Annotated in this window: 22 protein-coding genes; all 22 read right to left on the bottom strand. The window is 60.8% G+C overall.

Features of this window, described 5'->3' with window-relative positions; genetic code table 11:
- Positions 1-49: 49 nt before the first annotated feature.
- The 22 genes from nuoN to PG5_RS23000 all read right to left on the bottom strand — a co-directional run bounded on the left by nuoN (position 50) and on the right by PG5_RS23000 (position 26,333).
- Positions 50-1,513: an NADH-quinone oxidoreductase subunit NuoN gene (nuoN, locus tag PG5_RS23105; protein WP_020799549.1), complete on the bottom strand. Its 1,464-nt coding sequence runs from the start codon at positions 1,511-1,513 to the stop codon at positions 50-52.
- A 7-nt stretch (positions 1,514-1,520) separates the two neighbouring features.
- Positions 1,521-3,053 (bottom strand): NADH-quinone oxidoreductase subunit M, encoded by a 1,533-nt coding sequence (gene nuoM / locus PG5_RS23100; protein WP_020799548.1) that lies wholly within the window; start codon positions 3,051-3,053, stop codon positions 1,521-1,523.
- A gap of 39 nt (positions 3,054-3,092) precedes the next feature.
- Positions 3,093-4,946 carry an NADH-quinone oxidoreductase subunit L gene (gene nuoL / locus PG5_RS23095; RefSeq protein WP_020799547.1) on the bottom strand — a complete coding sequence of 618 codons (1,854 nt, stop codon included), beginning with the start codon at positions 4,944-4,946 and terminating at the stop codon, positions 3,093-3,095.
- On the bottom strand, positions 4,943-5,251 hold the full coding sequence (gene nuoK, locus PG5_RS23090; protein WP_007946416.1) for an NADH-quinone oxidoreductase subunit NuoK: 309 nt from the start codon (positions 5,249-5,251) through the stop codon (positions 4,943-4,945). The genes nuoL and nuoK overlap by 4 nt, the downstream gene beginning before the upstream one ends.
- Before the next feature lie 2 nt (positions 5,252-5,253).
- Positions 5,254-5,757: an NADH-quinone oxidoreductase subunit J gene (nuoJ, locus tag PG5_RS23085; RefSeq protein WP_020799546.1), complete on the bottom strand. Its 504-nt coding sequence runs from the start codon at positions 5,755-5,757 to the stop codon at positions 5,254-5,256.
- Between the two features lie 9 nt (positions 5,758-5,766).
- Positions 5,767-6,312, bottom strand: a complete 546-nt coding sequence (gene nuoI / locus PG5_RS23080; RefSeq protein ID WP_007970449.1) for an NADH-quinone oxidoreductase subunit NuoI — start codon at positions 6,310-6,312, stop codon at positions 5,767-5,769.
- Between the two features lie 12 nt (positions 6,313-6,324).
- Complete coding sequence (gene nuoH / locus PG5_RS23075) at positions 6,325-7,332, bottom strand: NADH-quinone oxidoreductase subunit NuoH (RefSeq protein ID WP_020799545.1); 1,008 nt, start codon at positions 7,330-7,332, stop codon at positions 6,325-6,327.
- Positions 7,329-10,043, bottom strand: coding sequence for an NADH-quinone oxidoreductase subunit NuoG (gene nuoG / locus PG5_RS23070; protein WP_020799544.1), 2,715 nt, complete (start codon positions 10,041-10,043; stop codon positions 7,329-7,331). Before nuoG ends, nuoH begins: the two co-directional genes overlap by 4 nt.
- A gap of 137 nt (positions 10,044-10,180) precedes the next feature.
- Positions 10,181-11,536 carry an NADH-quinone oxidoreductase subunit NuoF gene (nuoF, locus tag PG5_RS23065; RefSeq protein WP_020799543.1) on the bottom strand — a complete coding sequence of 452 codons (1,356 nt, stop codon included), beginning with the start codon at positions 11,534-11,536 and terminating at the stop codon, positions 10,181-10,183.
- Positions 11,533-12,030 carry an NADH-quinone oxidoreductase subunit NuoE gene (gene nuoE, locus PG5_RS23060; RefSeq protein WP_008053447.1) on the bottom strand — a complete coding sequence of 166 codons (498 nt, stop codon included), beginning with the start codon at positions 12,028-12,030 and terminating at the stop codon, positions 11,533-11,535. The genes nuoF and nuoE overlap by 4 nt, the downstream gene beginning before the upstream one ends.
- Before the next feature lie 2 nt (positions 12,031-12,032).
- Entirely contained in the window at positions 12,033-13,817 is a 1,785-nt protein-coding gene (nuoC, locus tag PG5_RS23055; protein ID WP_020799542.1) for an NADH-quinone oxidoreductase subunit C/D, read from the bottom strand.
- 73 nt (positions 13,818-13,890) lie between these two features.
- Complete coding sequence (locus PG5_RS23050; protein WP_008061991.1) at positions 13,891-14,565, bottom strand: NADH-quinone oxidoreductase subunit B family protein; 675 nt, start codon at positions 14,563-14,565, stop codon at positions 13,891-13,893.
- A 10-nt stretch (positions 14,566-14,575) separates the two neighbouring features.
- Positions 14,576-14,989 carry an NADH-quinone oxidoreductase subunit A gene (locus PG5_RS23045; protein ID WP_003223812.1) on the bottom strand — a complete coding sequence of 138 codons (414 nt, stop codon included), beginning with the start codon at positions 14,987-14,989 and terminating at the stop codon, positions 14,576-14,578.
- Positions 14,990-15,548: 559 nt separating this feature from the next.
- On the bottom strand, positions 15,549-16,874 hold the full coding sequence (gene aceA / locus PG5_RS23040) for an isocitrate lyase (protein ID WP_020799541.1): 1,326 nt from the start codon (positions 16,872-16,874) through the stop codon (positions 15,549-15,551).
- 458 nt (positions 16,875-17,332) lie between these two features.
- Positions 17,333-18,109 carry a secretin N-terminal domain-containing protein gene (locus PG5_RS23035; protein ID WP_020799540.1) on the bottom strand — a complete coding sequence of 259 codons (777 nt, stop codon included), beginning with the start codon at positions 18,107-18,109 and terminating at the stop codon, positions 17,333-17,335.
- 349 nt (positions 18,110-18,458) lie between these two features.
- Entirely contained in the window at positions 18,459-18,884 is a 426-nt protein-coding gene (locus PG5_RS23030; protein WP_033042527.1) for a GNAT family N-acetyltransferase, read from the bottom strand.
- Positions 18,877-20,046 (bottom strand): cupin domain-containing protein, encoded by a 1,170-nt coding sequence (locus PG5_RS23025; RefSeq protein WP_020799538.1) that lies wholly within the window; start codon positions 20,044-20,046, stop codon positions 18,877-18,879. Before PG5_RS23025 ends, PG5_RS23030 begins: the two co-directional genes overlap by 8 nt.
- 86 nt (positions 20,047-20,132) lie before the next feature.
- Complete coding sequence (gene purB / locus PG5_RS23020) at positions 20,133-21,503, bottom strand: adenylosuccinate lyase (RefSeq protein WP_020799537.1); 1,371 nt, start codon at positions 21,501-21,503, stop codon at positions 20,133-20,135.
- 124 nt (positions 21,504-21,627) lie between these two features.
- Positions 21,628-22,251 carry a high frequency lysogenization protein HflD gene (hflD, locus tag PG5_RS23015; protein ID WP_020799536.1) on the bottom strand — a complete coding sequence of 208 codons (624 nt, stop codon included), beginning with the start codon at positions 22,249-22,251 and terminating at the stop codon, positions 21,628-21,630.
- Complete coding sequence (gene mnmA / locus PG5_RS23010) at positions 22,248-23,393, bottom strand: tRNA 2-thiouridine(34) synthase MnmA (protein ID WP_020799535.1); 1,146 nt, start codon at positions 23,391-23,393, stop codon at positions 22,248-22,250. The genes hflD and mnmA overlap by 4 nt, the downstream gene beginning before the upstream one ends.
- Before the next feature lie 59 nt (positions 23,394-23,452).
- Positions 23,453-23,899: an NUDIX hydrolase gene (locus PG5_RS23005; RefSeq protein WP_020799534.1), complete on the bottom strand. Its 447-nt coding sequence runs from the start codon at positions 23,897-23,899 to the stop codon at positions 23,453-23,455.
- A gap of 208 nt (positions 23,900-24,107) precedes the next feature.
- Entirely contained in the window at positions 24,108-26,333 is a 2,226-nt protein-coding gene (locus PG5_RS23000; RefSeq protein ID WP_020799532.1) for an NADP-dependent isocitrate dehydrogenase, read from the bottom strand.
- Positions 26,334-26,502 lie beyond the last annotated feature (169 nt).

Here is a 26,502-nt window from a genome sequence, read left to right as displayed (position 1 = left end):
GGCACCCGAAGGTGCCGTTTCTGTTTACTACGGAGTGTCGCTTAAGCGATCAACCCGCCAGACCCGATTGCTGTACCAGGTTCAACAGCGGCTGTGGATACAGGCCGAGGAAGAACGCCAGTACCGCGATGGCCAGCAGCATCACGCCGCCTGCACGTTGTTCCCAGTGCAGTTGGGCATCGTGGCGACGCAGGTTTGGTTCGATCAGGTACAGGGTGACCATGACACGCAGGTAGTAGAACACGCCGATGGCGCTGCCCAGTACCAGGGAGCCGACCAGCCACCATTGTTGCGACTGGACACCGGTGGCGATGATGTAGAACTTGCCGATGAAGCCCGCGGTCAGAGGGATACCAGCCAGGGACAGCATCATCACGGTCAGTACGGCAGTCAGGTACGGACGGCGCCAGAACAGGCCGCGGTATTCGTACAGGGCATCGGCGTCACGGCCGTTGTACGGCGACGACATCAGGGTGATCACGCCGAAGGCGCCGAGGCTGGTGATCACGTAGGTGACCAGGTACACGCCGATGGCTTCCACGGCCAGGCCCTTGCTCGCCACCAGGGCGATCAGCAGGTAACCGAAGTGAGCAATGGACGAGTAACCCAGCAGACGCTTGAGGTTGCTCTGGGTTAGCGCCAGCAGGTTACCGAACAGGATCGACGCGATGGCGATGATGGTCAGCACGTCGCTCAGTACACCGCTGCTCGCCGCTGGCGAGATCTGGAACAGACGCACCATCACCGCGAACACCGCGACTTTGGAGGCCGTGGCCAGGAACGCTGCAACCGGCGCCGGAGCACCTTCGTAGACGTCCGGGGTCCAGAGGTGGAACGGTACCAGCGACAGTTTGAACGCCAGGCCGATCAGCATCATGCCCAGGCCCAGTTGTGCCAGCGAGCTTGGCAGGCCGGTGGCGGCCAGAGCCTGGCCGATACCGACGAAGCTCAGGGAGCCGGAGTCGGCATACAGCAACGCCATGCCGAACAACAGGAACGCGGAACCGGCAGCCGACAGCACCATGTACTTGATGCCGGCTTCCAGCGAACGCTTGTTGAAGAAGGCATAGGCGACCAGGCCGTAGACCGGTACCGAGAGCAGTTCCAGGCCAATGAACAAGCCAGCCAGGTGCTGCGCGCTGACCAGCACCAGGCCACCGGCGGCGGCCATCAGGATCAGCAGGTACAGTTCTTCACGGTTGCCCGGGTAACCCGAACCGCCATCGCCGAGGTAGGCATGGGCGAGGGTCACGCAAGCGAGGGTGGCGACCAGGATCAGCGCCATGTACAGGCAGGCAAAGGTGTCGATCTGCAGCAATGGCGTCACGGCCAGGGGCGCGACTTTCAGGGCTGGCAGGATCGACAGCAAAGCCAGGTTCAGACCCGCCACCGACAGCAGGAAGGTCTGGGAGTGGTTGCGGCGCCAGGCAATCGCCAGCATCACCACGATGATCGTGGCGCTGGTGATCAACAACGGCGCTAGCGCGATAAAGTGTTGAGTCGTGAATTCCATAGCGCTCTTACCGGGCCGAAGCGAGTTGAGTGAAGGCGGTGCCGAGCCACTGCTGCACGCCATGCATCGTCGCGGCAGAGGTATCGAGGAACGGTTGCGGGTAGACGCCGATGTAGATCAGCAGCGCAGCCAGGCCGACCACCATGATCATTTCGCGACCGTCCATGCCATGCAGGACCGCATCCGACTTGGCCGGACCGAAGTACGCACGGTGGATCATGATCAGCGAGTAGACCGAACCGAACACCAGGCCGGACGTCGCGATGATGGTGACCCATGGCGCGATCGGGAAGGTGCCGATCAGGATCAGGAACTCACCGACGAAGTTACCGGTACCCGGCAGGCCCAGGGACGCCGCTGCAAAGAACAGGCTGAGGGCTGGCAGGTAGGCGATCTTCGACCACAGGCCGCCCATTTCGCGCATGTCGCGAGTGTGGGTACGCTCGTACAGCTGGCCACTGAGGATAAAGAGTGCCGCCGCCGACAGGCCGTGCGCGAGCATCTGCATCACCGCGCCCTGCAGCGCCAGTTGGCTGCCGGAATAGATGCCGATCAGTACGAAGCCCATGTGGGAAACGGACGAGAAGGCAATCAGACGCTTGATGTCGGTTTGCGCGAACGCCAGGAACGCGCCGTAGAAGATCCCGATCAGACCCAGGGTCATGGCGAACGGCGCGAACTCGGCCGAGGCATTCGGGAACAGCGGCAGGGCGAAACGCAGCAAGCCGTAGGCAGCAGTCTTCAGCAAGATACCGGCCAGGTCCACGGAACCTGCGGTCGGCGCCTGGGCGTGAGCGTCAGGCAACCAGGAGTGGAACGGTACGACTGGCAGCTTCACCGCGAAGGCGATGAAGAAGCCGAGCATCAGGATGTACTCGGTGGTCGTCGACATCTTGGTTTTCAACAGGTCGGCGTAGTTGAACGTAATCACGCCGGTGTCGTTGAAGTTGACCAGTACCAGGCCCAGGATCGCCACCAGCATGATCAGGCCGGAAGCCTGAGTGAAGATGAAGAACTTGGTCGCCGCGTAGATCCGGGTTTTCTTGCCGTCCGAAGAACTGTGACCCCAGAGCGCGATGAGGAAGTACATCGGCACCAGCATCATTTCCCAGAAGAAGAAGAACATGAACAGGTCGAGGGCCAGGAACACGCCGACGACACCGCCCAGGATCCACATCAGGTTCAAGTGGAAGAAGCCCACGTGACGCTGGATCTCTTTCCACGAGCAGAGTACCGAGAGGACACCCAGCAGGCCGGTCAGCATGATCATCAACAGCGACAGGCCGTCGAGGGCCAGGTGCACGTTGATGCCGAAGCGCTGGATCCAGACGTGCTTGAACTCAAGCGCCCAGGTCGGATCGGCGCCAGGCGCCGGGGCAAACGAATAGTCGCCGTTAGCCCACAGCCAGAGGCCGAGGGCGAGCAACAGGGACATGGTGATCAGCGCAATCCAGCGGGGGAGGGTGGCGCCGAAGCGCTCACCCAGCCAGCACAGCAGGCCGCCGATGAAGGGGATCAGGATTAGCCAAGGCAGAATCATGACGGGCTCAATTCCTTTCGCAAGTTCGCAAGGTTCATATCAGACCGCTACCAGCACGACGGCGCCGATTACCAGCACGGCACCAGCAGCCATCGAGGCGGCATACCAACGCAGTTGACCCGTCTCGGTACGGCTCAGGGCGGTGTGACCGCCTTTGGCCATGCGCGGGATCAGGCCGATGGTCTGGTCCAGTGGGTCTTTGCGCAGGATGTGGCTGATCGCCAGGTATGGCTTGACGAACAGTTTGTCGTAGATCCAGTCGAAGCCCCAGGCAGCGAACCACCAGGCCGAGAGGAAACGGCCGATGCCGCTGTTGGCGATGGCGGTGACGAAGCGACGCTTGCCGAGGAACAGCAGCGCAGCCAGCAGGATACCGGACAGGGCGATGGCGCCCGAGGCGATTTCCAGGCTGTGCTTGGCTTCGCCGCCGGCATGGCCGACGCTTTGCGGCAGTACGCCGTGCAGGGGTGGAACGATCATCGCGCCAATGGCGGTGGACAATACGATCAGCACCGACAGCGGCAGCCAGTGAGCGATGCCGTGACCGGCGTGGGCTTCGGTCTTCGCTTCACCGTGGAACGCGATGAAGATCAGGCGGAAGGTGTACAGCGAGGTCATGAACGCGCCGACCAGACCTGCGTAGAGCAGACCCTGGTTGCCGCTGGCGAACGCTTCCCAGAGGATTTCGTCCTTGGAGTAGAAACCTGCGGTCACCAGTGGCAGGGCCGCCAGGGCCGCACCGCCAACGATGAAGCTGGCGTAGGCCAGAGGCAGTTTCTTCCACAGGCCGCCCATCTTGAAGATGTCCTGCTCGTGGTGGCAGGCAACGATCACCGCACCGGAGGCAAGGAACAACAGCGCCTTGAAGAAGGCGTGGGTCATCAGGTGGAAGATCGCGCCGTCCCAGGCGCCAACGCCCAGGGCCAGGAACATGTAGCCGATCTGGCTCATGGTCGAGTAGGCGAGGATACGCTTGATGTCGGTTTGAACCAGGGCGGCAAAACCTGCCAGCACCAGGGTCACACCGCCGACGATGCCGACCAGGTGCAGGATTTCCGGCGCCAGGGTGAACAGGCCGTGGGTACGGGCGATCAGGTAGACGCCCGCGGTTACCATGGTTGCGGCGTGGATCAGTGCCGAAACCGGGGTAGGACCGGCCATCGCGTCCGCCAGCCAGGTTTGCAGCGGCAGTTGCGCGGATTTACCGACAGCGCCGCCCAGCAGCATCAGGGTGGCCATGACCATCCAGAAGTCACCGGCCTGGAATTTCTGCGGTGCCAGCACCAGCAGTTCCTGGACGTTCAGCGTACCCAGTTGGGCGAACAGGATGAACAGGCCGATAGCCATGAACACGTCGCCGATACGGGTCACGATGAAGGCCTTGAGCGCGGCGTTACCGTTGTTGCGGTTGCTGTAGTAGAAACCGATCAACAGGTACGAGCACAGGCCCACGCCTTCCCAGCCGAAGTACAGGAACAACAGGTTATCGCCCAGCACCAGGAACAGCATGCTGGCGATAAACAGGTTGGTGTAGGCGAAGAAGCGCGAGTAACCGGCTTCACCGCGCATGTACCAGGACGCGAACAGGTGGATCAGGAAACCCACGCCAACCACCACACCGAGCATGGTCAGGGACAGACCATCGAGGTACAGCGCGAAGTTCGGCGTGAAGCCTTCCACCGCCATCCACTGCCACAACACCTGGGTGTAGTGGCCGTCTTCCGGTGGGGCGACGTTGAATTGCCAGATCACGTAAGCCGTGACGATGGCCGACAAGCCGACGGAACCGACGCCGATCAGCGCCGAGAGGTTTTCCGAGAGGCGTCCACGGGAGAACGACAGCAGCAGGAAACCAATGAGAGGGAATACGAAAGTCAGATAGAGAAGATTCATCCGCGCATCTCGCTGGCAGCGTCGATATCGAGAGTGTGGAAGCGGCGGTACAGCTGCAACAGAATCGCCAGGCCGATACTGGCCTCGGCGGCTGCCAGGCTGATCACCAGGATGAACATGATCTGTCCATCCGGCTGCGCCCAACGGCTACCGGCAACGATGAAAGCCAAGGCGGAGGCATTCATCATGACCTCCAGGCTCATCAGCACGAAAAGAATGTTGCGGCGGACCATCAGGCCGACCAGACCGAGGCAGAACAGGATGCCGGCGACCGCCAGACCATGCTCCATAGGGATAGCAGGCATCGTCATTGCTCCTTGGCTTCGTTGCGGCCCAAGTGGAACGCCGTCACGGCTGCGGCGAGCAGCAGCATCGAGGCGAGTTCGACCACCAGCAGGTACGGACCGAACAGGCTGATGCCCACGGCCTTGGCGTCTACGGTGGTGTGGCCAACGGCCTCACCGGTCTGGTGGGAGAACAGCACATACAGCAGTTCCACCAGCAGCAGCGCAGCCAGGGCGACCGGGCCGGCCCAAATACCGGGCTTGAGCCAGACGCGCTCTTGCTGAACCGAGGCCGGGCCAAGGTTCAGCATCATCACCACGAACACGAACAGCACCATGATGGCGCCAGCGTAGGCGATCACTTCCAGGACACCGGCAAACGGCGCGCCGAGGGCGAAAAACGTCATCGCCACGGCAATCAGCGAAATGATCAGGTAGAGCAGGGCGTGCACAGGGTTGGTGTTGGTGATCACGCGAAGCGTGGACACCACAGCGATACCCGATGCGAAATAGAAAGCGAATTCCATCTTTCTTCCTTAAGGCAGCAAGCTCTTCACGTTGATCGGTTCGGCTTCATTCTGCGCGGAGCCCTTCGGCTTACCGGCAATCGCCATACCTGCAACACGATAGAAGTTGTAATCAGGGTTTTTGCCGGGGCCGGAGATCAGCAGATCTTCTTTCTCGTAAACCAGGTCCTGACGTTTGAACTCGGCCATTTCGAAATCCGGCGTGAGCTGGATCGCGGTGGTCGGGCAGGCTTCCTCGCAGAGGCCGCAAAAGATGCAGCGCGAGAAGTTGATGCGGAAGAAGTCCGGATACCAGCGACCGTCTTCGGTTTCAGCTTTCTGCAGCGAGATGCAACCGACCGGGCACGCCACGGCGCACAGGTTGCAGGCTACACAACGCTCTTCGCCGTCGGGGTCGCGGGTCAGGACGATACGGCCACGGTAGCGCGGCGGCAGGTAGACCGGTTCTTCCGGGTACTGCAGCGTGTCGCGCTTGCGGAAGGCGTGGCCGAAAATCATCACCAGGCTGCGAAGCTGGGTGTAGAAGCCATGCACGATGTCAAATATGTACTTCATGATTCTCTCTCCTCACTGAGCCGCGACGGCGGGCGTGTTGAGCAACACGATCGCAGCGGTCACCAGCATGTTGACGAGGGTCAGCGGCAGGCAGAACTTCCAGCTGAAATCCATCACCTGGTCATACCGTGGGCGCGGAATCGAGGCGCGCAGCAGGATGAACATCATGATGAAGAACGCGGTTTTCAGTGCGAACCAGATGAACGGGATCTGCGGCAGGATGCCGAACGGACCGTGCCAGCCACCGAAGAACAAGGTCACCAGCAGTGCCGAAATCAGCACGATGCCGATGTACTCGCCGACGAAGAACATGCCCCATTTCATGCCGGCGTATTCAATGTGGTAACCGTCGGCCAGTTCCTGCTCCGCTTCCGGCTGGTCGAACGGGTGACGGTGAGTCACGGCGACGCCAGCGATGAAGAAGGTCAGGAAGCCGAAGATCTGCGGAATGATGAACCACATGTTCTGCGCTTGGTATTCAACGATGTCGCGCATGTTGAACGAGCCGACCTGGATCACGATGCCCATCAGCGACAGGCCCATGAACACTTCGTACGACACGGTCTGTGCCGAGGCCCGCAAGCTGCCCAGCAGGGCGAACTTGTTGTTGCTCGACCAGCCGGCGAACAGCACCGCGTAGACCGACAGGCCGGCCATGGCGAAGAAGAACAGGATGCCGATGTTGATATCCGCCACGCCCCAGGTCGGGGTGATCGGGATGATCGCGAAGGCAATCAGCAGGGCGCTCATGGCCACGACCGGTGCCAGGGTGAAGATCATCTTGTCGGCGAATGGAGGCGTCCAGTCTTCCTTGAAGAACATCTTGATCATGTCGGCGGCGATCTGGAACGCGCCGAACGGGCCGACGCGGTTCGGACCGTAACGGTCCTGCCAGAGGGCGAGCAGGCGACGCTCCACCCAGCTGAGCAGGGCGCCGCAAACCACCACGGCGAGCAGGATCACCACGGCCTTGAGGACCGCGATGATCACGTCGATCACTTCAGGAGTGAACAAGGTCATTGAGCTGCCTCCTGCAGACCGTCAACGGATTTACCAAAGATCGCTGGCGGAATGCCGGCGATGCCCGCAGGCAAGGCCACCAGGCCTGCGCCCAGCTCTTCGTTGATGCGCAGCGGCAGACGCAGGGTCTGGCCGGCAACGTTCAAGCTCAGCATGGCGCCGTCGTTGACACCCAGGCGGTCGGCTTCGGATTTGGCCAAGGCGACGTAGGCGGCCGGAATACGTTCCTGGACCGGCGCGGCTTTCGAAGAGTTCTCTTCGCTGCCGAACAGGTGGAAGAACGGCACGACCTGCCAGGTGCCCGGGGCCGGGTTGAACGCGCGCGGAACACTGGCGAACCAGTTCAGCGAATCACCTGTGCTTTCGATCAGGCGGGTGCCCGGGTCGCCAGCGCGGATGTGACCACCGACTTCGTCCTGGAACTTGTTCCAGGCTTGCGGCGAGTTCCAGCCCGGAGACCAGGCGAATGGCACTTGCTGGCGCGGTTCGGCCGAGCCCGAGTAACCTTCCATCGAGAAGGCGAACGCGGTGTCCTTGTCCTGCGGGGTACGCGGTTCGTGCACGCTGATGTCGGCGCGCATGGCGGTACGACCGGAGTAACGCAACGGTTCACGGGCCAGTTTCATGCCCTTGATGCGGAACGCGGCGGACGGAGCGGCATCGACGATGCGGTTCAATTGCGGCGTGCTTGCAGCCACGGCAGCGGTGACGTGGTCCAGTTGGGTCCAGTCGATCGGCTGGTTCAGCAGGGTCGCACGCAGGGCATGCAGCCAGCGCCAGCCTTCGTGAACCAGGATGCTCGCGTCCATGTACTTCGGATCGAACACCTGGAAGAAGCGCTGGGCGCGACCTTCCTGGCTAACCAGGGTACCGTCGCCTTCAGCGAAGCTGGCGGCTGGCAGGACCAGGTGTGCGCGATCGCTGGTAGCGGTCTTCTGGTGGTCGGCCACGATCAGCACTTTGGTGGCGTTCAGGGCTGCGTCGACCTTGGCCTTGTCAGTGCGGGTGTACAGATCGTTTTCCAGCACGACGATGGCGTCGGCTTTACCGTCGATCACCGCTTGCAGGGCTGCATCGACCGATTCGCCACCGAGCATGGCCAGGCCGAGGCTGTTGGCCTCAGGCACGATCAGGCTGATGGAACCGTTCTTCTCGCGCAGCTTCAGGGCCTTGGCGATGTTCGCGGCAGCTTCGATCAGGGCTTTGGAGCCCAGGGAAGTGCCGGCGATGATCAGTGGGCGCTTGGCCGCGAGCAGGGCGTCGGCAATGCGCTTGGCCAGCTCGAGGGCTTCGGCGTCCAGGCCTTCGACGGCCGGAGCGCTGGCGTCGAGGGCGTGAGCCACGGCGAAACCGATGCGGGCCAGGTCGTCGGGAGCGGCGTGAACGCACTCTTCGGCGATGTCGTCGAGCTTGGTTTCAGCCAGGCTTGCAATGAACAGCGGGTTCAGCGCGTGCTGGCCGATGTTCTTCACCGCAGCGTCGAGCCAAGGCTGGACGCGCATGGCGTCAGCCATGTCTTCGGCCTTGCCCTTGACCGATTGACGCAGGGACAGGGCCATACGAGCAGCAGTCTGGGTCAGGTCTTCACCGAGGACGAACACGGCGTCGTGGTCTTCGATGTCGCGCATGTTCGGCACAGGCAGCGGGCTGTCTTTGAGCACCTGCAGGACCAGACGGATGCGTTCCAGCTCGGCAGCTTCGATACCGGAGTAGAAGTGCTCGGCACCGACCAGTTCGCGCAACGCGTAGTTGCTTTCGAGGCTGGCGCGGGGCGAACCGATACCGACGATGTTGCGACCGCGCAGCAGGTCGGCGGCTTTATCCAGGGCTTCGTCGAGGCTCAGCTTGGCGCCATTGGCCAGCAGGGGCTGACGTGGGCGGTCTTCGCGGTTGACGTAGCCATAGCCGAAACGGCCACGGTCGCACAGAAAGTACTGGTTCACCGAACCGTTGTAGCGGTTTTCGATACGACGCAGTTCACCGTAGCGCTCGCCCGGGGAGATGTTGCAACCGCTGGAGCAGCCATGGCAGATACTCGGCGAGAACTGCATGTCCCACTTACGGTTGTAGCGCTCGGAGTGAGTCTTGTCGGTGAACACACCGGTCGGGCAGACCTCGGTCAGGTTGCCGGAGAACTCGCTTTCCAGCACGCCGTCTTCAACGCGACCGAAGTACACGTTGTCGTGGGCGCCGAATACGCCGAGGTCGGTGCCGCCAGCGTAGTCTTTATAGAAGCGCACGCAGCGGTAGCAAGCGATGCAGCGGTTCATCTCGTGGGAAATGAACGGGCCCAGTTGCTGGTTCTGGTGGGTACGCTTGGTGAAGCGGTAACGGCGCTCGTTGTGGCCGGTCATTACCGTCATGTCTTGCAGGTGGCAGTGACCGCCTTCCTCACAGACCGGGCAGTCGTGAGGGTGGTTGGTCATCAGCCATTCAACAACGCTGGCGCGAAATGCCTTGGACTCTTCATCGTCGATGGAGATCCAGGTGCCATCGGTGGCAGGGGTCATGCAGGACATGACGATACGACCACGGGTGTCGTTCTCGTCGGTGTACTGCTTGACCGCGCACTGGCGGCAAGCGCCAACGCTGCCGAGGGCAGGGTGCCAGCAGAAATACGGAATATCGAGGCCCAGAGACAGACATGCCTGTAACAGGTTGTCTGCCCCATCGACTTCGAGCGCTTTGCCGTCTACGTGGATAGTGGCCATGGTTCAAAGTTCTTCGTTGGCCCGGTGTCAGCGGGCGTGGCTAATGGAATCTTGTTATCCGCGCGAATCAACACAGCCGGTGAAGGCGTCATCGCGCGAAAAGCGAAGGGCACGGACCCTTCGCCTTTTTTAAGCATTTACGCGCCGACTACGATCGGCCTTGCCAGAGGCGGGACGGCGGCGCGGGTAGGCGCGATGCCGGCTTCGAACTCGTGGCGGAAGTATTTGATGGCACTGCCCAACGGCTCCACGGCGCCCGGTGCGTGAGCACAGAAGGTCTTGCCTGGGCCAAGGAAGCCGACCAGACCCAGCAGGGTCTCGATGTCGCCGGCTTGCCCTTCACCGTTCTCGATGGCCATCAGCAGCTTGACGCTCCATGGCAGGCCATCGCGGCAAGGGGTGCAGAAGCCGCAGGATTCGCGGGCGAAGAACTGCTCCATGTTGCGCAGCAGGGACACCATGTTGACGCTGTCGTCCACCGCCATGGCCAGGCCGGTACCCATACGGGTGCCCACCTTGGCGATGCCGCCGGCGTACATTTGTGCGTCCAGGTGTTCCGGCAACAGGAAGCCGGTACCGGCACCGCCAGGCTGCCAGGCCTTGAGCTTGTAACCGTCGCGCATGCCGCCAGCATAGTCTTCGAACAGCTCGCGAGCGGTGACGCCAAACGGCAGCTCCCACAGGCCAGGGTTCTTGACCTTGCCGGAGAAGCCCATGAGCTTGGTGCCCATGTCTTCGCTGCCTTCGCGAGCCAACGATTTGTACCAGTCCACGCCGTCGGCGATGATCGCCGGCACGTTGCACAGGGTCTCGACGTTGTTCACGCAGGTCGGCTTGCCCCATACGCCAACGGCGGCAGGGAAGGGCGGCTTGGAGCGCGGGTTGGCGCGGCGGCCTTCGAGGGAGTTGATCAGTGCGGTTTCTTCACCGCAGATGTAACGCCCGGCACCGGTGTGGACGAACAGCTCGAAATCAAAGCCGCTGCCCAGGATGTTCTTGCCCAAAAGACCGGCTGCCTTGGCTTCTTCCACGGCACGGTTCAGGTGCTTGGCGGCGGTGGTGTACTCGCCGCGCAGGAAGATGTAGCCACGGTAGGTTTTCAGTGCGCGGGCACTGATCAGCATGCCTTCGATCAGCAGATGGGGCAGTTGCTCCATCAGCATGCGGTCTTTCCAGGTGTTGGGCTCCATTTCATCCGCGTTGCACAGCAGGTAGCGGATGTTGATGGATTCGTCTTTTGGCATCAGGCCCCACTTCACGCCAGTGGGGAAGCCTGCACCGCCGCGGCCTTTAAGGCCGGAGTCTTTCACGGTCTGGACGATATCGTCCTGGGCCATGTCGGCGAAGGCCTTGCGCGCCGCGGCGTAACCGTTCTTGGCCTGGTATTCGTCGAGCCATACGGCTTCGCCGTCGTCACGCAGGCGCCAGGTGAGCGGGTGAGTCTCGGCCGAACGCTTGATGCGGTTGGCCGGACCGAAGGAAGTCAGGGTCATACGTAGCCCTCGAGCAATTTGGCAACGCCAGCTGGCTGCACATCACCGAACGTGTCGTCGTCGATCATCAACGCCGGCGCCTTGTCGCAGTTGCCGAGGCAGCAGACCGGCAGCAGGGTGAAACGACCGTCGGTGGTGGTTTGACCCAGGCCGATGCCGAGTTTGCTCTGGATTTCGCTGACCACCGACTCGTGGCCGCCGATGTAGCAGACCATGCTGTCGCAGACGCGAATGATGTGACGGCCCACTGGCTGACGGAAGATCTGGCTGTAGAACGTCGCCACGCCTTCAACGTCGCTGGCCGGGATGCCGAGGATCTCGCCGATGGCGTACAAGGCGCCGTCCGGCACCCAGCCACGTTCCTTCTGGACGATCTTCAGGGCTTCGATCGACGCCGCGCGCGGGTCTTCGTAGTGATGCAACTCGTGCTCGATGGCCGAGCGCTCGGTTTCACTCAAGGTGAAACGGTCTGTCTGGATAAGCGTGCTGTTCATGCTTAGCGGTCCACGTCGGCCATAACGAAATCGATACTACCCAGGTACGCGATCAAGTCCGCGACCATGCTGCCTTTGATCACCGAAGGGATCTGCTGCAGGTGCGGGAAGCTTGGGGTACGAATCCGGGTGCGGTAGCTCATGGTGCCGCCATCGCTCGTCAGGTAATAACTGTTGATGCCCTTGGTCGCTTCGATCATCTGGAAGGATTCGTTGGCCGGCATGACCGGGCCCCACGAAACTTGCAGGAAGTGCGTGATCAAGGTCTCGATGTGCTGCAGCGTGCGCTCTTTCGGTGGCGGCGTGGTCAGCGGGTGATCCGCCTTGTACGGGCCTTCCGGCATGTTGCGCAGGCACTGGTCGATGATCTTGATGCTCTGGCGCATTTCTTCCACGCGCACGATGCAACGGTCGTAGGCATCGCCATTGGCCGCCAGCGGCACTTCGAACTCGAAGTTCTCGTAGCCCGAGTACGGGCGCGCCTTACGCAGGTCGAAGTCGCAACCGGTGGCACGCAGGCCGGCACCGGTGACGCCCCATTCCAGGGCTTGCTTGGTGTTGTAGTCGGCGACGCCGATGGTCCGGCCACGCAGGATGCTGTTGTCCAGTGCGGCTTTCTGGTATTCGTCCAGGCGCTTGGGCATCCACTCGACGAAATCCTTGACCAGTTTTTCCCAGCCGCGCGGCAGGTCGTGGGCGACGCCACCGATGCGGTACCAGGCCGGGTGCAGGCGGAAACCGGTGATGGCTTCGATCACCGTGTACGCCTTCTGGCGGTCGGTGAAGGTGAAGAACACCGGGGTCATGGCGCCAACGTCCTGGATGTAGGTACCCAGGAACAGCAGGTGGCTGGTGATCCGGAAGAACTCGGCCATCATGATGCGGATGACGTCTACCTTCTCAGGCACCTTGATGCCGGCCAGCTTCTCGACCGAGAGCACGTACGGCAGGTTGTTCATCACGCCGCCGAGGTAGTCGATACGGTCGGTGTACGGGATGAAGCTGTGCCAGGACTGACGCTCGGCCATCTTCTCGGCGCCACGGTGGTGGTAGCCGATGTCCGGGACGCAGTCGACGATCTCTTCACCGTCCAGCTGCAGGATGATGCGGAACGCACCGTGCGCCGAAGGGTGGTTGGGACCCAGGTTGAGGAACATGTAGTCCTCGTTCGGGCCGGAACGCTTCATGCCCCAGTCTTCAGGCTTGAAGCGTGCGGCTTCTTCCTCGAGCTGTTGCTTGGCCAGGGTCAGGCTGTACGGGTCGAACTCGGTGGCACGGGCCGGGAAGTCCTTGCGCAGCGGGTGACCTTCCCAGGTCGGCGGCATCATGATGCGCGACAGGTGCGGGTGACCTTTGAAGTCGATGCCGTACATGTCCCAGACTTCACGCTCGTACCAGTTGGCATTTGGCCAGATGCTGGTGACGGTTGGCAGGCTGAGGTCGCTCTCGGACAAGGCGACCTTGATCATGACGTCACTATTACGTTCGATCGACATCAGGTGGTAGAACACGGAGAAGTCGACGCCGTTCGGCAGCCCTTGACGCTTGGTGCGCAGACGCTCGTCCACGCCATGCAGGTCATAGAGCATGACGTACGGCTTGGGCAGGTTGCGCAGGAACGTCAGGACTTCGACGAGTTTGGCGCGGGCAACCCAAAGCACCGGCATGCCGGTGCGGGTAGGCTGGGCGGTGAACGCCTCCGGGCCAAAACGGTTGTTCAGTTCGACGACCACATCCTGGTCGTCTGCCTTGTAAGGCGGGATGTACAGAGCACTGCCTGTAGTCATGGTTATTTAATCGCTTTCGGTCAACGTAAAGAATGAAGCCAGTGTCTCGTTCTATTGAAGAAGCAGAGCTGGATCAGACTTCGTCGGGGCTGCGCAGGTTGGTGACTGCGATTCGCTGTTCGCGGCGCTTGTCCTTTTCGGAAGGCATCTCGGCGCGATATACGCCTTGATCGCCAACGACCCAGGAAAGCGGACGACGCTCCTGTCCAATCGACTCCTGCAGCAGCATCAAGCCTTGCAGGAAAGCTTCAGGGCGGGGCGGGCAGCCAGGCACGTAGACGTCCACGGGCAGGAACTTGTCCACCCCTTGAACGACGGAGTAGATGTCGTACATGCCACCGGAGTTGGCGCACGAACCCATGGAGATGACCCATTTAGGTTCGAGCATTTGCTCGTAGAGACGCTGAATGATCGGCGCCATCTTGATGAAGCAGGTACCGGCGATAACCATGAAATCCGCCTGGCGCGGCGATGCCCGGATAACCTCGGCGCCGAAGCGCGCGATGTCGTGGGGCGCCGTGAAGGCGGTGGTCATTTCCACGTAGCAGCACGAAAGACCGAAGTTATACGGCCACAGGGAGTTCTTGCGCCCCCAGTTGATCGTGCCGTTAAGCACGTCTTCGAGCTTGCCCATGAAAATGTTTTTGTGGACTTGATCTTCTAACGGATCGGAAACGGTTTCCCGCTGGCCGATCGGATACTGCTCGTTAGGAGCATCGGGGTCGATCCTGGTGAGATTGTATTGCATTGCCAAAGCCTCATTGTTTCAGCTTCGCTTGCCGCTTGCGCCGAGCTTCCGGAGCCCAGTCAAGGGCGCCCACTCGGAATAGGTAGACAAGACCTGCCAACAGAATTGCTATGAAAACGAGAGCTTCGACGAATCCGGTCCAGCCGCTTTCGCGGACGGACACAGACCATGCAAAGAGAAAGAGGGCTTCGATATCGAAGATCACGAACAGCATCGCGACCAGATAGAATTTGGCTGAGAGCCGCAAGCGGGCGCCACCTGTAGGTAGCATGCCGGACTCGAACGGTTCGTTTTTGCTGCGGCCCCAGGCTTTTGACCCAAGGAGGCTGGAGACGCCCAGCATGAAGGCACAGAGGCCGACGACGCCTAGAAGGAAAATGGCAAAGCCCCAGTTGTGGGCCATGAGTCCTGTCGCTTCGGGCATGCTGGTAATCCTTAACAGAGAGCAAAGGTCTCTGAGCTTGAAAAGGTAACAACGCAGTGACGATATGTCGCAGCAATCAATCCCGCTGATTTTATGGCTAAACACCCAGCAAGTAAAATTCCTATAGCGAAATTATTTATAGGAATAAGGACATAGCGAGCGGCAAAAGCGCCGTAGCCCTTGCGTTGCGGGCATTAGCCGGCATTTTGGGAAATATGTTTTGTAGGGAATGTAACGAACATAGTTTTGGCTAAATGATAATCAATATTGTTTGAGTGGGTTTTTAAACTGTTTATCAGGTTTATGGTTGGGAAGTTGCCTTACATGCACGTAACTGTAGGAGCTGACGAGTGAAACGAGGCTGCGATCTTTTGATCTTGTTTATCGGCAAAATCAAAAGATCGCAGCCTCGTTTCACTCGTCAGCTCCTACAGGGTTACGGGGGTTTGTGGTGCTGCGCGCAAAAAAAACGCCCCGAACCAGTCGGGGCGTCAGGTGTGCAGCGCTGCGGTTAGCTTTCTATAGGGCCCGCAGCGGCTGATGTCTCAATCGAAGCAGATCAGTGGAACTGTTCTTCTTCAGTCGAACCGGTCAGAGCGGTGACCGACGACGAGCCACCCTGGATCACGGTGGTCATGTCGTCGAAGTAACCGGTGCCCACTTCCTGCTGGTGAGCCACGAAGGTGTAGCCCTTGGCGGCGTCGGCGAATTCCTGCTCCTGCAGCTTCACGTAGGCAGTCATGTCGTTGCGGGCGTAGTCGTGCGCCAGGTTGAACATGCTGTGCCACATGTTGTGAATGCCGGCCAGGGTGATGAACTGGTGCTTGTAACCCATGGCGGACAGTTCGCGCTGGAACTTGGCGATGGTCGCGTCGTCCAGGTTTTTCTTCCAGTTGAAGGAAGGCGAGCAGTTGTACGACAGCAGTTGGTCCGGGTATTCCTTCTTGATCGCTTCAGCGAAGCGACGAGCCTCTTCCAGGTCTGGCTTGGCGGTTTCGCACCAGATCAGGTCGGCGTACGGTGCATAGGCCAGGCCGCGAGCGATTGCCTGGTCCAGGCCGGCGCGCACTTTGTAGAAGCCTTCCTGGGTACGTTCGCCAGTTACGAACGGCTGGTCGTACGGGTCGCAGTCGGAAGTCAGCAGGTCGGCGGCGTTAGCGTCGGTACGGGCCAGGATGATGGTCGGAGTACCGGCAACGTCGGCTGCCAGACGGGCAGCGGTCAGCTTCTGTACCGCTTCCTGGGTAGGAACCAGTACCTTGCCGCCCATGTGGCCGCATTTCTTCACGGAAGCCAGCTGGTCTTCGAAGTGAACGCCGGCGGCGCCTGCCTCGATCATGCTCTTCATCAGCTCGTAGGCGTTCAGTACGCCGCCGAAACCGGCTTCGGCGTCAGCCACGATTGGCGCGAAGTAGTCGATGTAGCCTTCGTCGCCCGGGTTCTTGCCGGCTTTCCACTGGATCTGGTCGGCACGACGGAACGAGTTGTTGATGCGCTTGACCACGGTTGGAACCGAGTCCACCGGGTACAGCGACTGGTCAGGGTACATCGATTCGGCGGAGTTGTTGTCCGCAGCCACTTGCCAGCCCGACAGGTAGATCGCCTGGATACCGGCTTTGACTTGTTGTACAGCCTGGCCGCCGGTCAGGGCGCCCATGCAGTTGACGAAATCTTTCTCAGGACGGAAGGCTGGCTTGGCACCCTGGGTAACCAGGTTCCACAGCTTCTCGGCGCCCATTTTTGCAAAGGTGTGCTCAGGTTGAACCGAGCCACGCAGGCGGACGACGTCAGCAGCGGAGTAAGTGCGTGTCACGCCTTTCCAGCGCGGGTTTTCAGCCCAGTCTTTTTCGAGGGCTGCAATTTGCTGTTCGCGTGTCAGTGCCATGGGAGATAAACCTCGTCGCGTCTTTATGAAAAGTTGTTCTGCGGTGGAAAATTCCTGCGCTCGCTGACCAGAAGCTTAGGTGGTCAAGTCGGGTTCGGCGGGGGTGGCGACGGGATGAACGATGGCTCGAGGGGAAGTGAGCAGGTAAAGGCGAACTGCGGGCGCATTCGGGCGTCGTGGGCCTTGGTACGAACATCAGTGTGGTGCCGGATTACCTAATTACGCTTCCGTCCCTCGGGACAACTTCGTTCCAGTCGGCAACCTCGTCAAACACACCTTGTGGGCGGTACAGACACGAAGCGGTTCGCGGGGTAGGTGCGAACATCGCCTCGAAGGCCCTTGCCAGGGCCCCTGATTAGCGGGAGCGAGGCCATCATGCCTTTGCTTTTTTGACTCGTCAAACGTTTTGTAGTGCTTTTTTTCAGGCACTACATCTTTGGTCTAATACGACCTGCCAGTCAGTTTTTGGTGTCTTGGTCCAAAGTATCGACTTTCACCCGCAGGGTCATGTCATCGCGTCCCTGGGTCCCGTAGCTGCGGGCCATACCCTGTTTGTCGGCCTGTGTCTGGCGATTCACGCCGGCCAGCAGGATCCATTCCCCCAGGCGGCCGGTGACGGTTGTGTCGGTGCTTTGCACATTCACTACATCGGGACGTTCCTGGCTCATGCGGTCACGGTTGGTACTGATCGAAAGGTGAACGATCTCGCCGGTGACGTTGGCGGTGACGTAAAAGCCCTGGGTGACGTTGCGGTATTCGGTCTGGCTGCGCAGGTCGCCGTAGGAATCGACCTGGGTGCTGGTCAATGGCACGCTCTGGCCGACCTGGATCAGCGCCGGCATGCCGTCGGTGGCCTGGATTTGCTGGATGCCACCCTCGCGACTGGCGGTGCTATGGCTGATGATCCGGGTTTGGCCCGGCTTGGCGCCGTTCACCGAGTAGCCCTGATCGCCCTGAAAGTTGTTTTCGTTCGTATCGACTGTGATCAGCAAGCGTTTGGGTGCCGTATCGAGTTGGCTCAATAAAGCTTTAAGTTCGTCGATCTTGCGCTGATCGGCTTTGACGATGAGTTGATTGCCGTAAGCGCTGACTTGGCCATCCTTGCCGATGAAATCCTGCGCAACCGGCAACATGTCGGCACTGCTGTGGTAGTTCAGCGGCACGATTTCGGTGGCGGCCATGAGTGAAAAACTGCAGGTCACCAGCAGTGTGGTGAGCAGGGTGCGTAGGGACATATCCGTTATCTCCGCAATCAAAGGTCTTGATATTGCCAGTTTGTCGGCCCGGGGTGTGTAGGGGCGAGCATGCTCGCGATGGTCGTGAACGATAAAGCGTGAAGCCTGACACCCCGCGGCGTTCTCAAGTCCATCGCGAGCATGCTCGCTCCTACAGCGTGTTGGTATTACCGGTTTGTCGGCCTGGGAGGGGGCAAGTTGAATCGTAGACAGCAAAACGCCCCGGCATCGTATGATGCCAGGGCGTTTTGTGGTGGGCTTCAAGGCCCCATCGCGGGCAAGCCCGCTCCCACAGGTCTTGCGCGATCCTTGTGGGAGCGAGCCTGCTCGCGAAGGCCGCGACTCGGTATCAGCCCGAGTGACGAACCATGTCCACATGCGGAATCCCTGCTTCCAGGAACTCCTCGCTGACCATGTGAAAGCCCAGGCGCTCGTAGAACGCCGTGGCCTGCACCTGGGCGCTGAGCATTTGCTGCTTCAGCCCGCGCTCTTCGGCTTCGTCGATCACCGCATGCATCAGCGCATCGCCGACCTTCAGGCCGCGCCAGTCCTTGAGTACCGACACCCGGCCGACGTGACCGTCAGGCAGCAGGCGGGCGGTGCCGACCGGAAAGTCGCCTTCGAGGGCAAGAAAGTGCACGGCCGTGACATCGTCGGCATCCCATTCCAGCTCGGGTGGTACGGATTGCTCGGCGACGAACACCGCTTCACGAATGCGCCGGATCTCGGCGTTGTCCTTTTGCCAGTCTGCGACACGTACGTGAATCTTATTCATCGGCAAACCCCAGGCTTCCTTGCTTGACCAGTTCGCACAGCAGGCCGCGGCCATCTTCGTCGGTCAACCAGTCACCCAGGTTGTCGACGTGCAGCGCGTCGGCGGCGCAGATCATCTTCAGCAGTTCGCGCAGTTTGCCCGGCAGGTAGCGGCTCTGGCCGCTGGCAAACAGCAACAGGTCGTCATCGACTTCCGACCACGCCAGGCGCGCGCTAGGGTTGCGGATCAGTACGGCGCCTTGCTCCAGCGCGCCGAGAACGTCTTCTTCCTCGAGGTCTTCAGGGCCGACCACCAGTTCCGGGTAGCGGGGTTCGGTCATGAACTGGCCGAACCAGGTCAGCAGCAGGCGCTCGTCGCTCATGTGTTCGGCCAGCAGGCTTTTCAGGCGGTCGAGGGCGTCATGCTGGATCTGGTGCGGATCGACCGCCGGCACGGCGTCGGCGTCGGTGTAGCGCTCTTCGTCCGACAGGAACTGGCTGAGGAAGTCGGTGAAGTGGGTCAGCACTTCAGCGGCGCTCGGTGCGCGGAAACCTACGGAATAGGTCAGGCAGTCATCGACAGCCACGCCACAGTGGGCCAGGCGTGGCGGCAGGTAGAGCATGTCGCCCGGTTCCAGCACCCATTCATCGGTGGCCTCGAAGTCGGCGAGGATGCGCAGGTCCGCGTGTTGCAGCAGCGGGCTTTCGGCGTTGCACATCTGGCCGATTTTCCAGTTGCGCTTGCCGTGGCCTTGCAGCAGGAACACGTCGTAGTTGTCGAAGTGCGGGCCGACGCTGCCACCGGGGGCGGCGAAGCTGATCATCACGTCATCGATGCGCCAGCTCGGCAGGAAGCGGAAGTTTTCCAGCAGTTCGCTGACTTCCGGCACGAACTGGTCGACGGCCTGCACCAGCAGGGTCCAATCGCGCTCCGGCAACTTGCTGAACTCGTCTTCGGCAAAGGGGCCGCGACGCAATTCCCATGGGCGCTCGCCGTTCTCGATGATCAGGCGCGATTCGACTTCTTCTTCCAGCGCCAGGCCGGCCAGTTCGTCGGCATCGATCGGGCTTTCGAAATCAGGAATCGCCTGACGGATCAACAGCGGTTTTTTCTGCCAGTAGTCGCGCAGGAACTCGCGTGCCGTGATGCCGCCCAGAAGTTGAAGAGGAATGTCAGGATTCATGTGTAACCTATTGAAAAAAAGCACTTTTCATACGGGAATAAAAACGCCCGGCGCGGCCGGGCGTCTTAAAAGGGTCCAGCGGTCGATCAGATGCGTTTGGCTTGCGCTACAGCGTTGCCGATGTAGTTCGCCGGGGTGAGCAGTTTCAGCTCGGCCTTGGCGGCGGCTGGCATGTCCAGGCCGTCGATGAAAGTTTGCAGCGCCTCAGGGCTGATGCCCTTGCCGCGGGTCAATTCTTTCAGCTTTTCGTACGGGTTTTCGATGTTGTAGCGACGCATGACGGTCTGGATTGGCTCGGCCAATACTTCCCAGCAAGCGTCCAGGTCAGCGGCAATCTTCTGCTCGTTGAGCTCCAGCTTGCTGATGCCCTTGAGGCTGGCTTCGTATGCGATCACGCTGTGGGCGAAGCCGACACCGAGGTTGCGCAGTACGGTGGAGTCAGTCAGGTCGCGCTGCCAGCGGGAGATTGGCAGTTTGCTCGCCAGGTGCTGGAACAGTGCGTTGGCGATACCCAGGTTGCCTTCGGAGTTTTCGAAGTCGATCGGGTTGACCTTGTGCGGCATGGTCGACGAGCCGATTTCGCCAGCGATGGTGCGCTGCTTGAAATAACCCAGGGAGATGTAGCCCCAGATATCACGGTCGAAGTCGATCAGGATGGTGTTGAAGCGCGCGATTGCGTCGAACAACTCGGCGATGTAGTCGTGCGGTTCGATCTGCGTGGTGTACGGGTTGAAGCCCAGGCCCAGCTCGTCTTCGATGAAGGCGCGGGCATTGGCTTCCCAGTCGATCTCAGGGTAGGCCGACAGGTGAGCGTTGTAGTTGCCGACAGCGCCGTTGATCTTGCCCAGCAGCGGAACGGCAGCGACCTGGGCGATCTGGCGCTCCAGGCGGTAAACCACGTTCGCCAGTTCTTTGCCCAGGGTGGTTGGCGACGCCGGTTGGCCGTGGGTGCGCGACAGCATCGGCACGTCGGCGAAGCGGATGGCCAGTTCGCGGATGGCTTCGGCGGTCTGGCGCATCAGCGGCAGCATCACGTCATCACGGCCTTCGCGCAGCATCAGGGCGTGGGACAGGTTGTTGATGTCCTCGCTGGTGCAGGCGAAGTGGATGAACTCGCTGACAGCGGCCAATTCCGGCAGCTTGGCGGCCTGCTCCTTGAGCAGGTATTCGATGGCTTTTACGTCGTGGTTGGTGGTGCGCTCGATCTCTTTGACACGCTCGGCGTGCTCCAGGGAGAAGTTTTCCGCCAGGGTGTTCAATACCGCGTTGGCTTCGGCGGAGAACGCCGGCACTTCGCTGATGGCAGGGTGAGCGGCCAGGCGCTGGAGCCAGCGCACTTCAACCAGGACGCGGGCACGGATCAGGCCGTACTCGCTGAAAATTGGGCGCAGGGCCTGGGTTTTGCCGGCGTAGCGGCCGTCAACAGGGGAAACCGCAGTGAGCGAAGAGAGCTGCATGGGGTGTTCTCGGACAGTCGGGCAACGAAATGGGGCGCGTATCATACATGAAAAAATCCGCCGGTCCGTCGCCAACTGACCGGCGTATTACGCGTATTGCTAAGTTCGGTGCTGTCGATGCGGGTTATTCGTTACGCATCAATGGGTAAAGCTCTTTGAGCAATTTTTTGCGGCTAATCACCAGCTGCCAGCGATGACCGCCCAATTGTCGCCACAGGCGTGCCGAGCGGATACCGGCCAGCAGCAGGGCGCGAATTTTCGAGGCGTTGCTCGGTTGCTGCAGGTTGCGCATGTCACCGTGCACCTGGATGCGTTGGCGCAGGGTGCTCAGGGTGTCCTGATACAGTGCGCCACATGCGGCGATCACGTTTTCGTGGGCCGGACCGAAGTGCTCGACCTGGGACTGGATCTGCGGCAGGCGCTTGCCGATGATCTCCAGCATGTCTTCGCGCTTGGCCAGTTGACGCTCCAGGCCCAGCATGGCCAAGGCGTAGCGCAGCGGTTCGCGTTGCAGGGCACTCGGGTCGCGTTCGAGGGCGCCGATCAATGCGCGATAGCCTTCACGCAGGTTGATATCGTCGCCGCCATAGACTTCCAGGGTGTCCTTGGGGTCGCGAATCAGCAGGCTGCCGAGCATGCAGGTCAGGCCGGCCTCGTTGGTCTGGCCGGTCTTGGCGATCTTGTCCACCAGCACCGCGGCGAGGAATACGCCGCCCAGCGCCGTCAGTTGCTCCTGGGTGGGACTCATTGGGCCTGGCCTTTACTGGTGCTCTTGCTTGTCCAGGGTTCTGCAACTTCGATCACACCGCCGCCAAGGCAGATCTCGCCGTCGTAGAACACCACGGATTGGCCTGGAGTCACCGCGCGTTGCGGGTCATCGAAGGTCGCGCGATAGCCGGTAGCGGTTTTCTCCAGGGTGCAGGGCTGGTCGCCCTGGCGATAACGAACCTTGGCGGTCAGCCTGCGCGGCTGGCTCAGGTCGATCGGGTTGACCCAATAGATATCCGAAGCGAGCAGGGCGCGGGAAAACAGCCACGGGTGATCGTTACCCTGGCCAACGATCAGCTCGTTGTGTTCCAGGTCCTTGATCAGCACGTACCACGGCTCGTCGCTGGCGTCTTTCAGCCCGCCGATGCCCAGGCCCTGGCGTTGGCCGATGGTGTGGTACATCAAGCCATGGTGGCGGCCGATGACTTCACCTTCGGTGGTCTTGATCTCGCCCGGTTGTGCCGGCAGGTATTGCTTGAGGAAGTCGCTGAAGCGGCGTTCGCCGATAAAGCAGATCCCGGTGGAATCCTTCTTTTTCGCGGTCGCCAGCTCGTATTTCTCGGCAATCGCGCGAACCTGGGGTTTTTCCAGTTCGCCGACCGGGAACAGGGTCTTGGCGATCTGCTCGCCGCCAACGGCGTGCAGGAAGTAGCTCTGGTCCTTGTTCGGGTCCAGGCCCTTGAGCAGTTCGGTGCGGCCGTCGATGTCGCGGCGGCGCACGTAGTGACCGGTGGCGATCAGATCGGCGCCGAGCATCATGGCGTAGTCGAGGAACGCCTTGAACTTGATCTCGCGGTTGCACAGGATGTCCGGGTTTGGCGTACGACCGGCCTTGTATTCGGCCAGGAAGTGCTCGAACACGTTGTCCCAGTACTCGGCGGCGAAGTTGGCGGTGTGCAGCTTGATGCCAATCTTGTCGCACACGGCCTGGGCGTCCGCCAGGTCATCCATGGCGGTGCAGTATTCGGTTCCGTCGTCTTCTTCCCAGTTCTTCATGAACAGGCCTTCCACCTCATAGCCCTGCTCGATCAGCAGGAGGGCGGAAACGGAAGAGTCCACGCCGCCGGACATGCCGACAATGACGCGCTTCTTTTGTGTGTCAGAAGGGGCTGGATCACGCATAGGGATTCAATGAGTGTCTTGAAAAAGGACGCGATTCTAACAGGCTCCAGCCCGCAAGGCTAAAGAGAAGGGCGGATCAATTCGAGGCCGAAGTGTTTGCCGTCCAGATAATCGTCGATGCAACGCATGATCAGCTCGCTGCGCCAGTTGTCGCGCCGGCCGATTAATTCCTCGCGGGTCAACCACTTGGCACCGACGATGCCCTCATCCAGTTGATACTCGGGGTGATGTTTCAGCGGTTTGGCGATGAAGCAGACCCGCTGGTAGGTCACGCCGTTGCTCGGGGCGGTATAGAGATAGATTCCCAGTACACCGGTGGGTTCGACGTCCCAGCCGGTTTCCTCGAGGGTTTCGCGCACGGCGGCCTCGGTCAGGGTTTCGTTCGGGTCCAGGTGGCCGGCGGGTTGGTTGAGCACCACGCGTCCGTGCTTGAGTTCTTCGACCATCAGGAAGCGGTCGTTGTCTTCGACGATGGTGGCGACGGTGATGTGGGGTTGCCAGTCCATGAATTTCCCTTGATGTTGAAATGCTGTCCCTGTGGGAGCGAGCCTGCTCGCGAAGGCTGTGGGTCAGCCAGCATTGATGTTGAATGATAAACCGCTTTCGCGAGCAGGCTCGCTCCCACAGGGTCCGGTTTCGACAGATAAATTGGTGTGATGGCTGAAAACACAAACCCCGGCGCATGGCCGGGGTTTGTGATGTTCCCTTACAACCTTAAACCAACGCTGCAACCGCTGCGTTGAAGGTTGCGCTCGGGCGCATGGCCTTGCTGATCAGCTCGGCATCGGCGTGGTAGTAACCGCCGATGTCCACTGGCTTGCCCTGTACGGCGTTGAGCTCGGCAACGATGGTTGCTTCGTTCTCGGTCAGGGTCTTGGCCAGGGTCGCAAACTGCGCTTGCAGTGCAGTGTCTTCGGTCTGGGCGGCCAGGGCTTGAGCCCAGTACAGCGCCAGGTAGAAGTGGCTGCCGCGGTTGTCGATGTTGCCGACTTTGCGCGATGGCGACTTGTTGTTGTCCAGGAACTGGCCAGTGGCCTGATCCAGGGTCTTGGCCAGAACCAGCGCCTTGGGGTTGTTGTAGGTCACGCCCAGGTGCTCAAGGGAAGCGGCCAGGGCCAGGAACTCGCCCAGGGAATCCCAGCGCAGGAAGTTTTCTTCCAGCAGTTGTTGCACGTGCTTCGGAGCCGAACCGCCGGCGCCGGTTTCGAACAGGCCGCCGCCATTCATCAGCGGAACGATCGACAGCATCTTGGCGCTGGTGCCCAGTTCCATGATCGGGAACAGGTCAGTCAGGTAGTCGCGCAATACGTTGCCGGTTACCGAGATGGTGTCTTTGCCTGCGCGAGTGCGTTGCAGGGTGAACTTCATCGCGTCGACAGGTGCCATGATCTGGATGTCCAGGCCGGCAGTGTCGTGATCCTTCAGGTAAGCCTGGACTTTCTCGATCACCACGCCGTCGTGGGCGCGCATCGGGTCCAGCCAGAAGATCGCTGGCGTGCTGCTTGCGCGGGCACGGTTGACGGCCAGCTTGACCCAGTCCTGGATCGGCGCGTCTTTGGTCTGGCACATGCGGAAGATGTCGCCGGCTTCAACCGACTGTTCCAGCAGCAGGGTGCCATTGGTGTCGGTCACGCGGACAACGCCGTTGGTCTTGATCTGGAAAGTCTTGTCGTGCGAGCCGTACTCTTCGGCTTTTTTCGCCATCAGGCCAACGTTCGGCACGCTGCCCATGGTGGTTGGATCGAACGCGCCATTGGCCTTGCAGTCTTCAATCACTGCCTGGTAGATGGTGGCGTAGCAGCGATCCGGGATCACCGCCTTGGTGTCGTGCAGCTGGCCGTCGGTGCCCCACATCTTGCCGGAGTCACGGATCATGGCTGGCATCGAGGCGTCGACGATGACGTCGCTCGGCACGTGCAGGTTGGTGATGCCTTTGTCGGAGTTGACCATGGCCAACGACGGACGAACGGCGTAGACCGCCTGGATGTCCGCTTCGATGGCGGCTTGCTGCTCGGCAGGCAAGGCCTTGATGCGCGAGTACAGGTCGCCGATGCCGTTGTTCAGGTTGAAGCCGATCTGCGCCAGCACGTCAGCGTGCTTGGCCAGGGCGTCTTTGTAGAACTCGGCAACGATCTGGCCGAACATGATCGGGTCGGAGACCTTCATCATGGTGGCTTTGAGGTGAACCGACAGCAGCACGCCTTGTGCCTTGGCGCTTTCGATTTCAGCGGCGATGAAAGCGCGCAGGGCGTTTTTGCTCATCACGGCGCAGTCGAGGATCTCGCCAGCCTGGACGCTGGTTTTTTCTTTCAGGACGGTGGTGGTGCCGTCTTGAGCGATCAGTTCGATCTTGACCGCGCCAGGGGCGTCGATCAGGGCAGCTTTTTCGCTACCGTAGAAATCACCGCTGCTCATGTGCGCGACGTGGGACTTGGAGTCTGCGGCCCAGGCGCCCATTTTGTGCGGGTGCTTGCGTGCGTAGTTCTTCACCGACAGTGGAGCGCGGCGGTCGGAGTTGCCTTCGCGCAGAACCGGGTTCACGGCGCTGCCCTTGACCTTGTCGTAGCGCGCCTTGGCTTCTTTGTCGGCGTCGCAGGTCACGGTTTCCGGATAGTCCGGCAGGGCGTAGCCCTGGGCTTGCAGCTCCTTGATCGCGGCTTGCAGTTGCGGAACCGAGGCGCTGATGTTCGGCAGCTTGATGATGTTGGCTTCAGGCGTAACGGCCAGCGCGCCCAGCTCGGCGAGGTGGTCGGCTACGGCTTTGTCGCCCAATTGCTCGGGGAAGCTGGCCAGGATGCGCCCTGCAAGAGAGATATCGCGGGTTTCAACGGCGATATCAGCCGAGGCGGTGAACGCCTCTACGATAGGCAACAGTGAATAGGTGGCGAGGGCGGGAGCTTCGTCGGTGAAGGTATAGATGATCTTCGAGCGGGTGGGCATATTCGGATTAACTCTCTCTTCTTTGCTAAAGCGTGCGCAGAAACTCGAGGGGCGCCGGGTAAGCGCGTTCGTTCAAAGTCATCCATGAGCCGAATATCGAGATTTCGTTGCTGTGATGTTGGGTGCATCAGTAGGGCGTCAAGCAGGCGGGCTGCGGTAGCAGGCCGTC

The organism is Pseudomonas sp. G5(2012) (assembly GCF_000408945.1).
In the GTDB taxonomy this organism is placed as follows: Bacteria; Pseudomonadota; Gammaproteobacteria; order Pseudomonadales; family Pseudomonadaceae; genus Aquipseudomonas; species Aquipseudomonas umsongensis.
Note: the sequence above shows the minus strand (reverse complement) of the source record. Positions and strands in the feature narration are given on the sequence as shown.

Excerpts from the sequence above, each read along its gene's own strand:
- nuoN (WP_020799549.1), bottom strand. The coding sequence starts at position 1,513 with ATGGAATTCACGACTCAACACTTTATCGCGCTAGCGCCGTTGTTGATC.
- nuoM (WP_020799548.1), bottom strand. The coding sequence starts at position 3,053 with ATGATTCTGCCTTGGCTAATCCTGATCCCCTTCATCGGCGGCCTGCTG.
- nuoL (WP_020799547.1), bottom strand. The coding sequence starts at position 4,946 with ATGAATCTTCTCTATCTGACTTTCGTATTCCCTCTCATTGGTTTCCTG.
- nuoK (WP_007946416.1), bottom strand. The coding sequence starts at position 5,251 with ATGCCTGCTATCCCTATGGAGCATGGTCTGGCGGTCGCCGGCATCCTG.
- nuoJ (WP_020799546.1), bottom strand. The coding sequence starts at position 5,757 with ATGGAATTCGCTTTCTATTTCGCATCGGGTATCGCTGTGGTGTCCACG.
- nuoI (WP_007970449.1), bottom strand. The coding sequence starts at position 6,312 with ATGAAGTACATATTTGACATCGTGCATGGCTTCTACACCCAGCTTCGC.
- nuoH (WP_020799545.1), bottom strand. The coding sequence starts at position 7,332 with ATGACCTTGTTCACTCCTGAAGTGATCGACGTGATCATCGCGGTCCTC.
- nuoG (WP_020799544.1), bottom strand. The coding sequence starts at position 10,043 with ATGGCCACTATCCACGTAGACGGCAAAGCGCTCGAAGTCGATGGGGCA.
- nuoF (WP_020799543.1), bottom strand. The coding sequence starts at position 11,536 with ATGACCCTGACTTCCTTCGGTCCGGCCAACCGCATCAAGCGTTCGGCC.
- nuoE (WP_008053447.1), bottom strand. The coding sequence starts at position 12,030 with ATGAACAGCACGCTTATCCAGACAGACCGTTTCACCTTGAGTGAAACC.
- nuoC (WP_020799542.1), bottom strand. The coding sequence starts at position 13,817 with ATGACTACAGGCAGTGCTCTGTACATCCCGCCTTACAAGGCAGACGAC.
- PG5_RS23050 (WP_008061991.1), bottom strand. The coding sequence starts at position 14,565 with ATGCAATACAATCTCACCAGGATCGACCCCGATGCTCCTAACGAGCAG.
- PG5_RS23045 (WP_003223812.1), bottom strand. The coding sequence starts at position 14,989 with ATGCCCGAAGCGACAGGACTCATGGCCCACAACTGGGGCTTTGCCATT.
- aceA (WP_020799541.1), bottom strand. The coding sequence starts at position 16,874 with ATGGCACTGACACGCGAACAGCAAATTGCAGCCCTCGAAAAAGACTGG.
- PG5_RS23035 (WP_020799540.1), bottom strand. The coding sequence starts at position 18,109 with ATGTCCCTACGCACCCTGCTCACCACACTGCTGGTGACCTGCAGTTTT.
- PG5_RS23030 (WP_033042527.1), bottom strand. The coding sequence starts at position 18,884 with ATGAATAAGATTCACGTACGTGTCGCAGACTGGCAAAAGGACAACGCC.
- PG5_RS23025 (WP_020799538.1), bottom strand. The coding sequence starts at position 20,046 with ATGAATCCTGACATTCCTCTTCAACTTCTGGGCGGCATCACGGCACGC.
- purB (WP_020799537.1), bottom strand. The coding sequence starts at position 21,503 with ATGCAGCTCTCTTCGCTCACTGCGGTTTCCCCTGTTGACGGCCGCTAC.
- hflD (WP_020799536.1), bottom strand. The coding sequence starts at position 22,251 with ATGAGTCCCACCCAGGAGCAACTGACGGCGCTGGGCGGCGTATTCCTC.
- mnmA (WP_020799535.1), bottom strand. The coding sequence starts at position 23,393 with ATGCGTGATCCAGCCCCTTCTGACACACAAAAGAAGCGCGTCATTGTC.
- PG5_RS23005 (WP_020799534.1), bottom strand. The coding sequence starts at position 23,899 with ATGGACTGGCAACCCCACATCACCGTCGCCACCATCGTCGAAGACAAC.
- PG5_RS23000 (WP_020799532.1), bottom strand. The coding sequence starts at position 26,333 with ATGCCCACCCGCTCGAAGATCATCTATACCTTCACCGACGAAGCTCCC.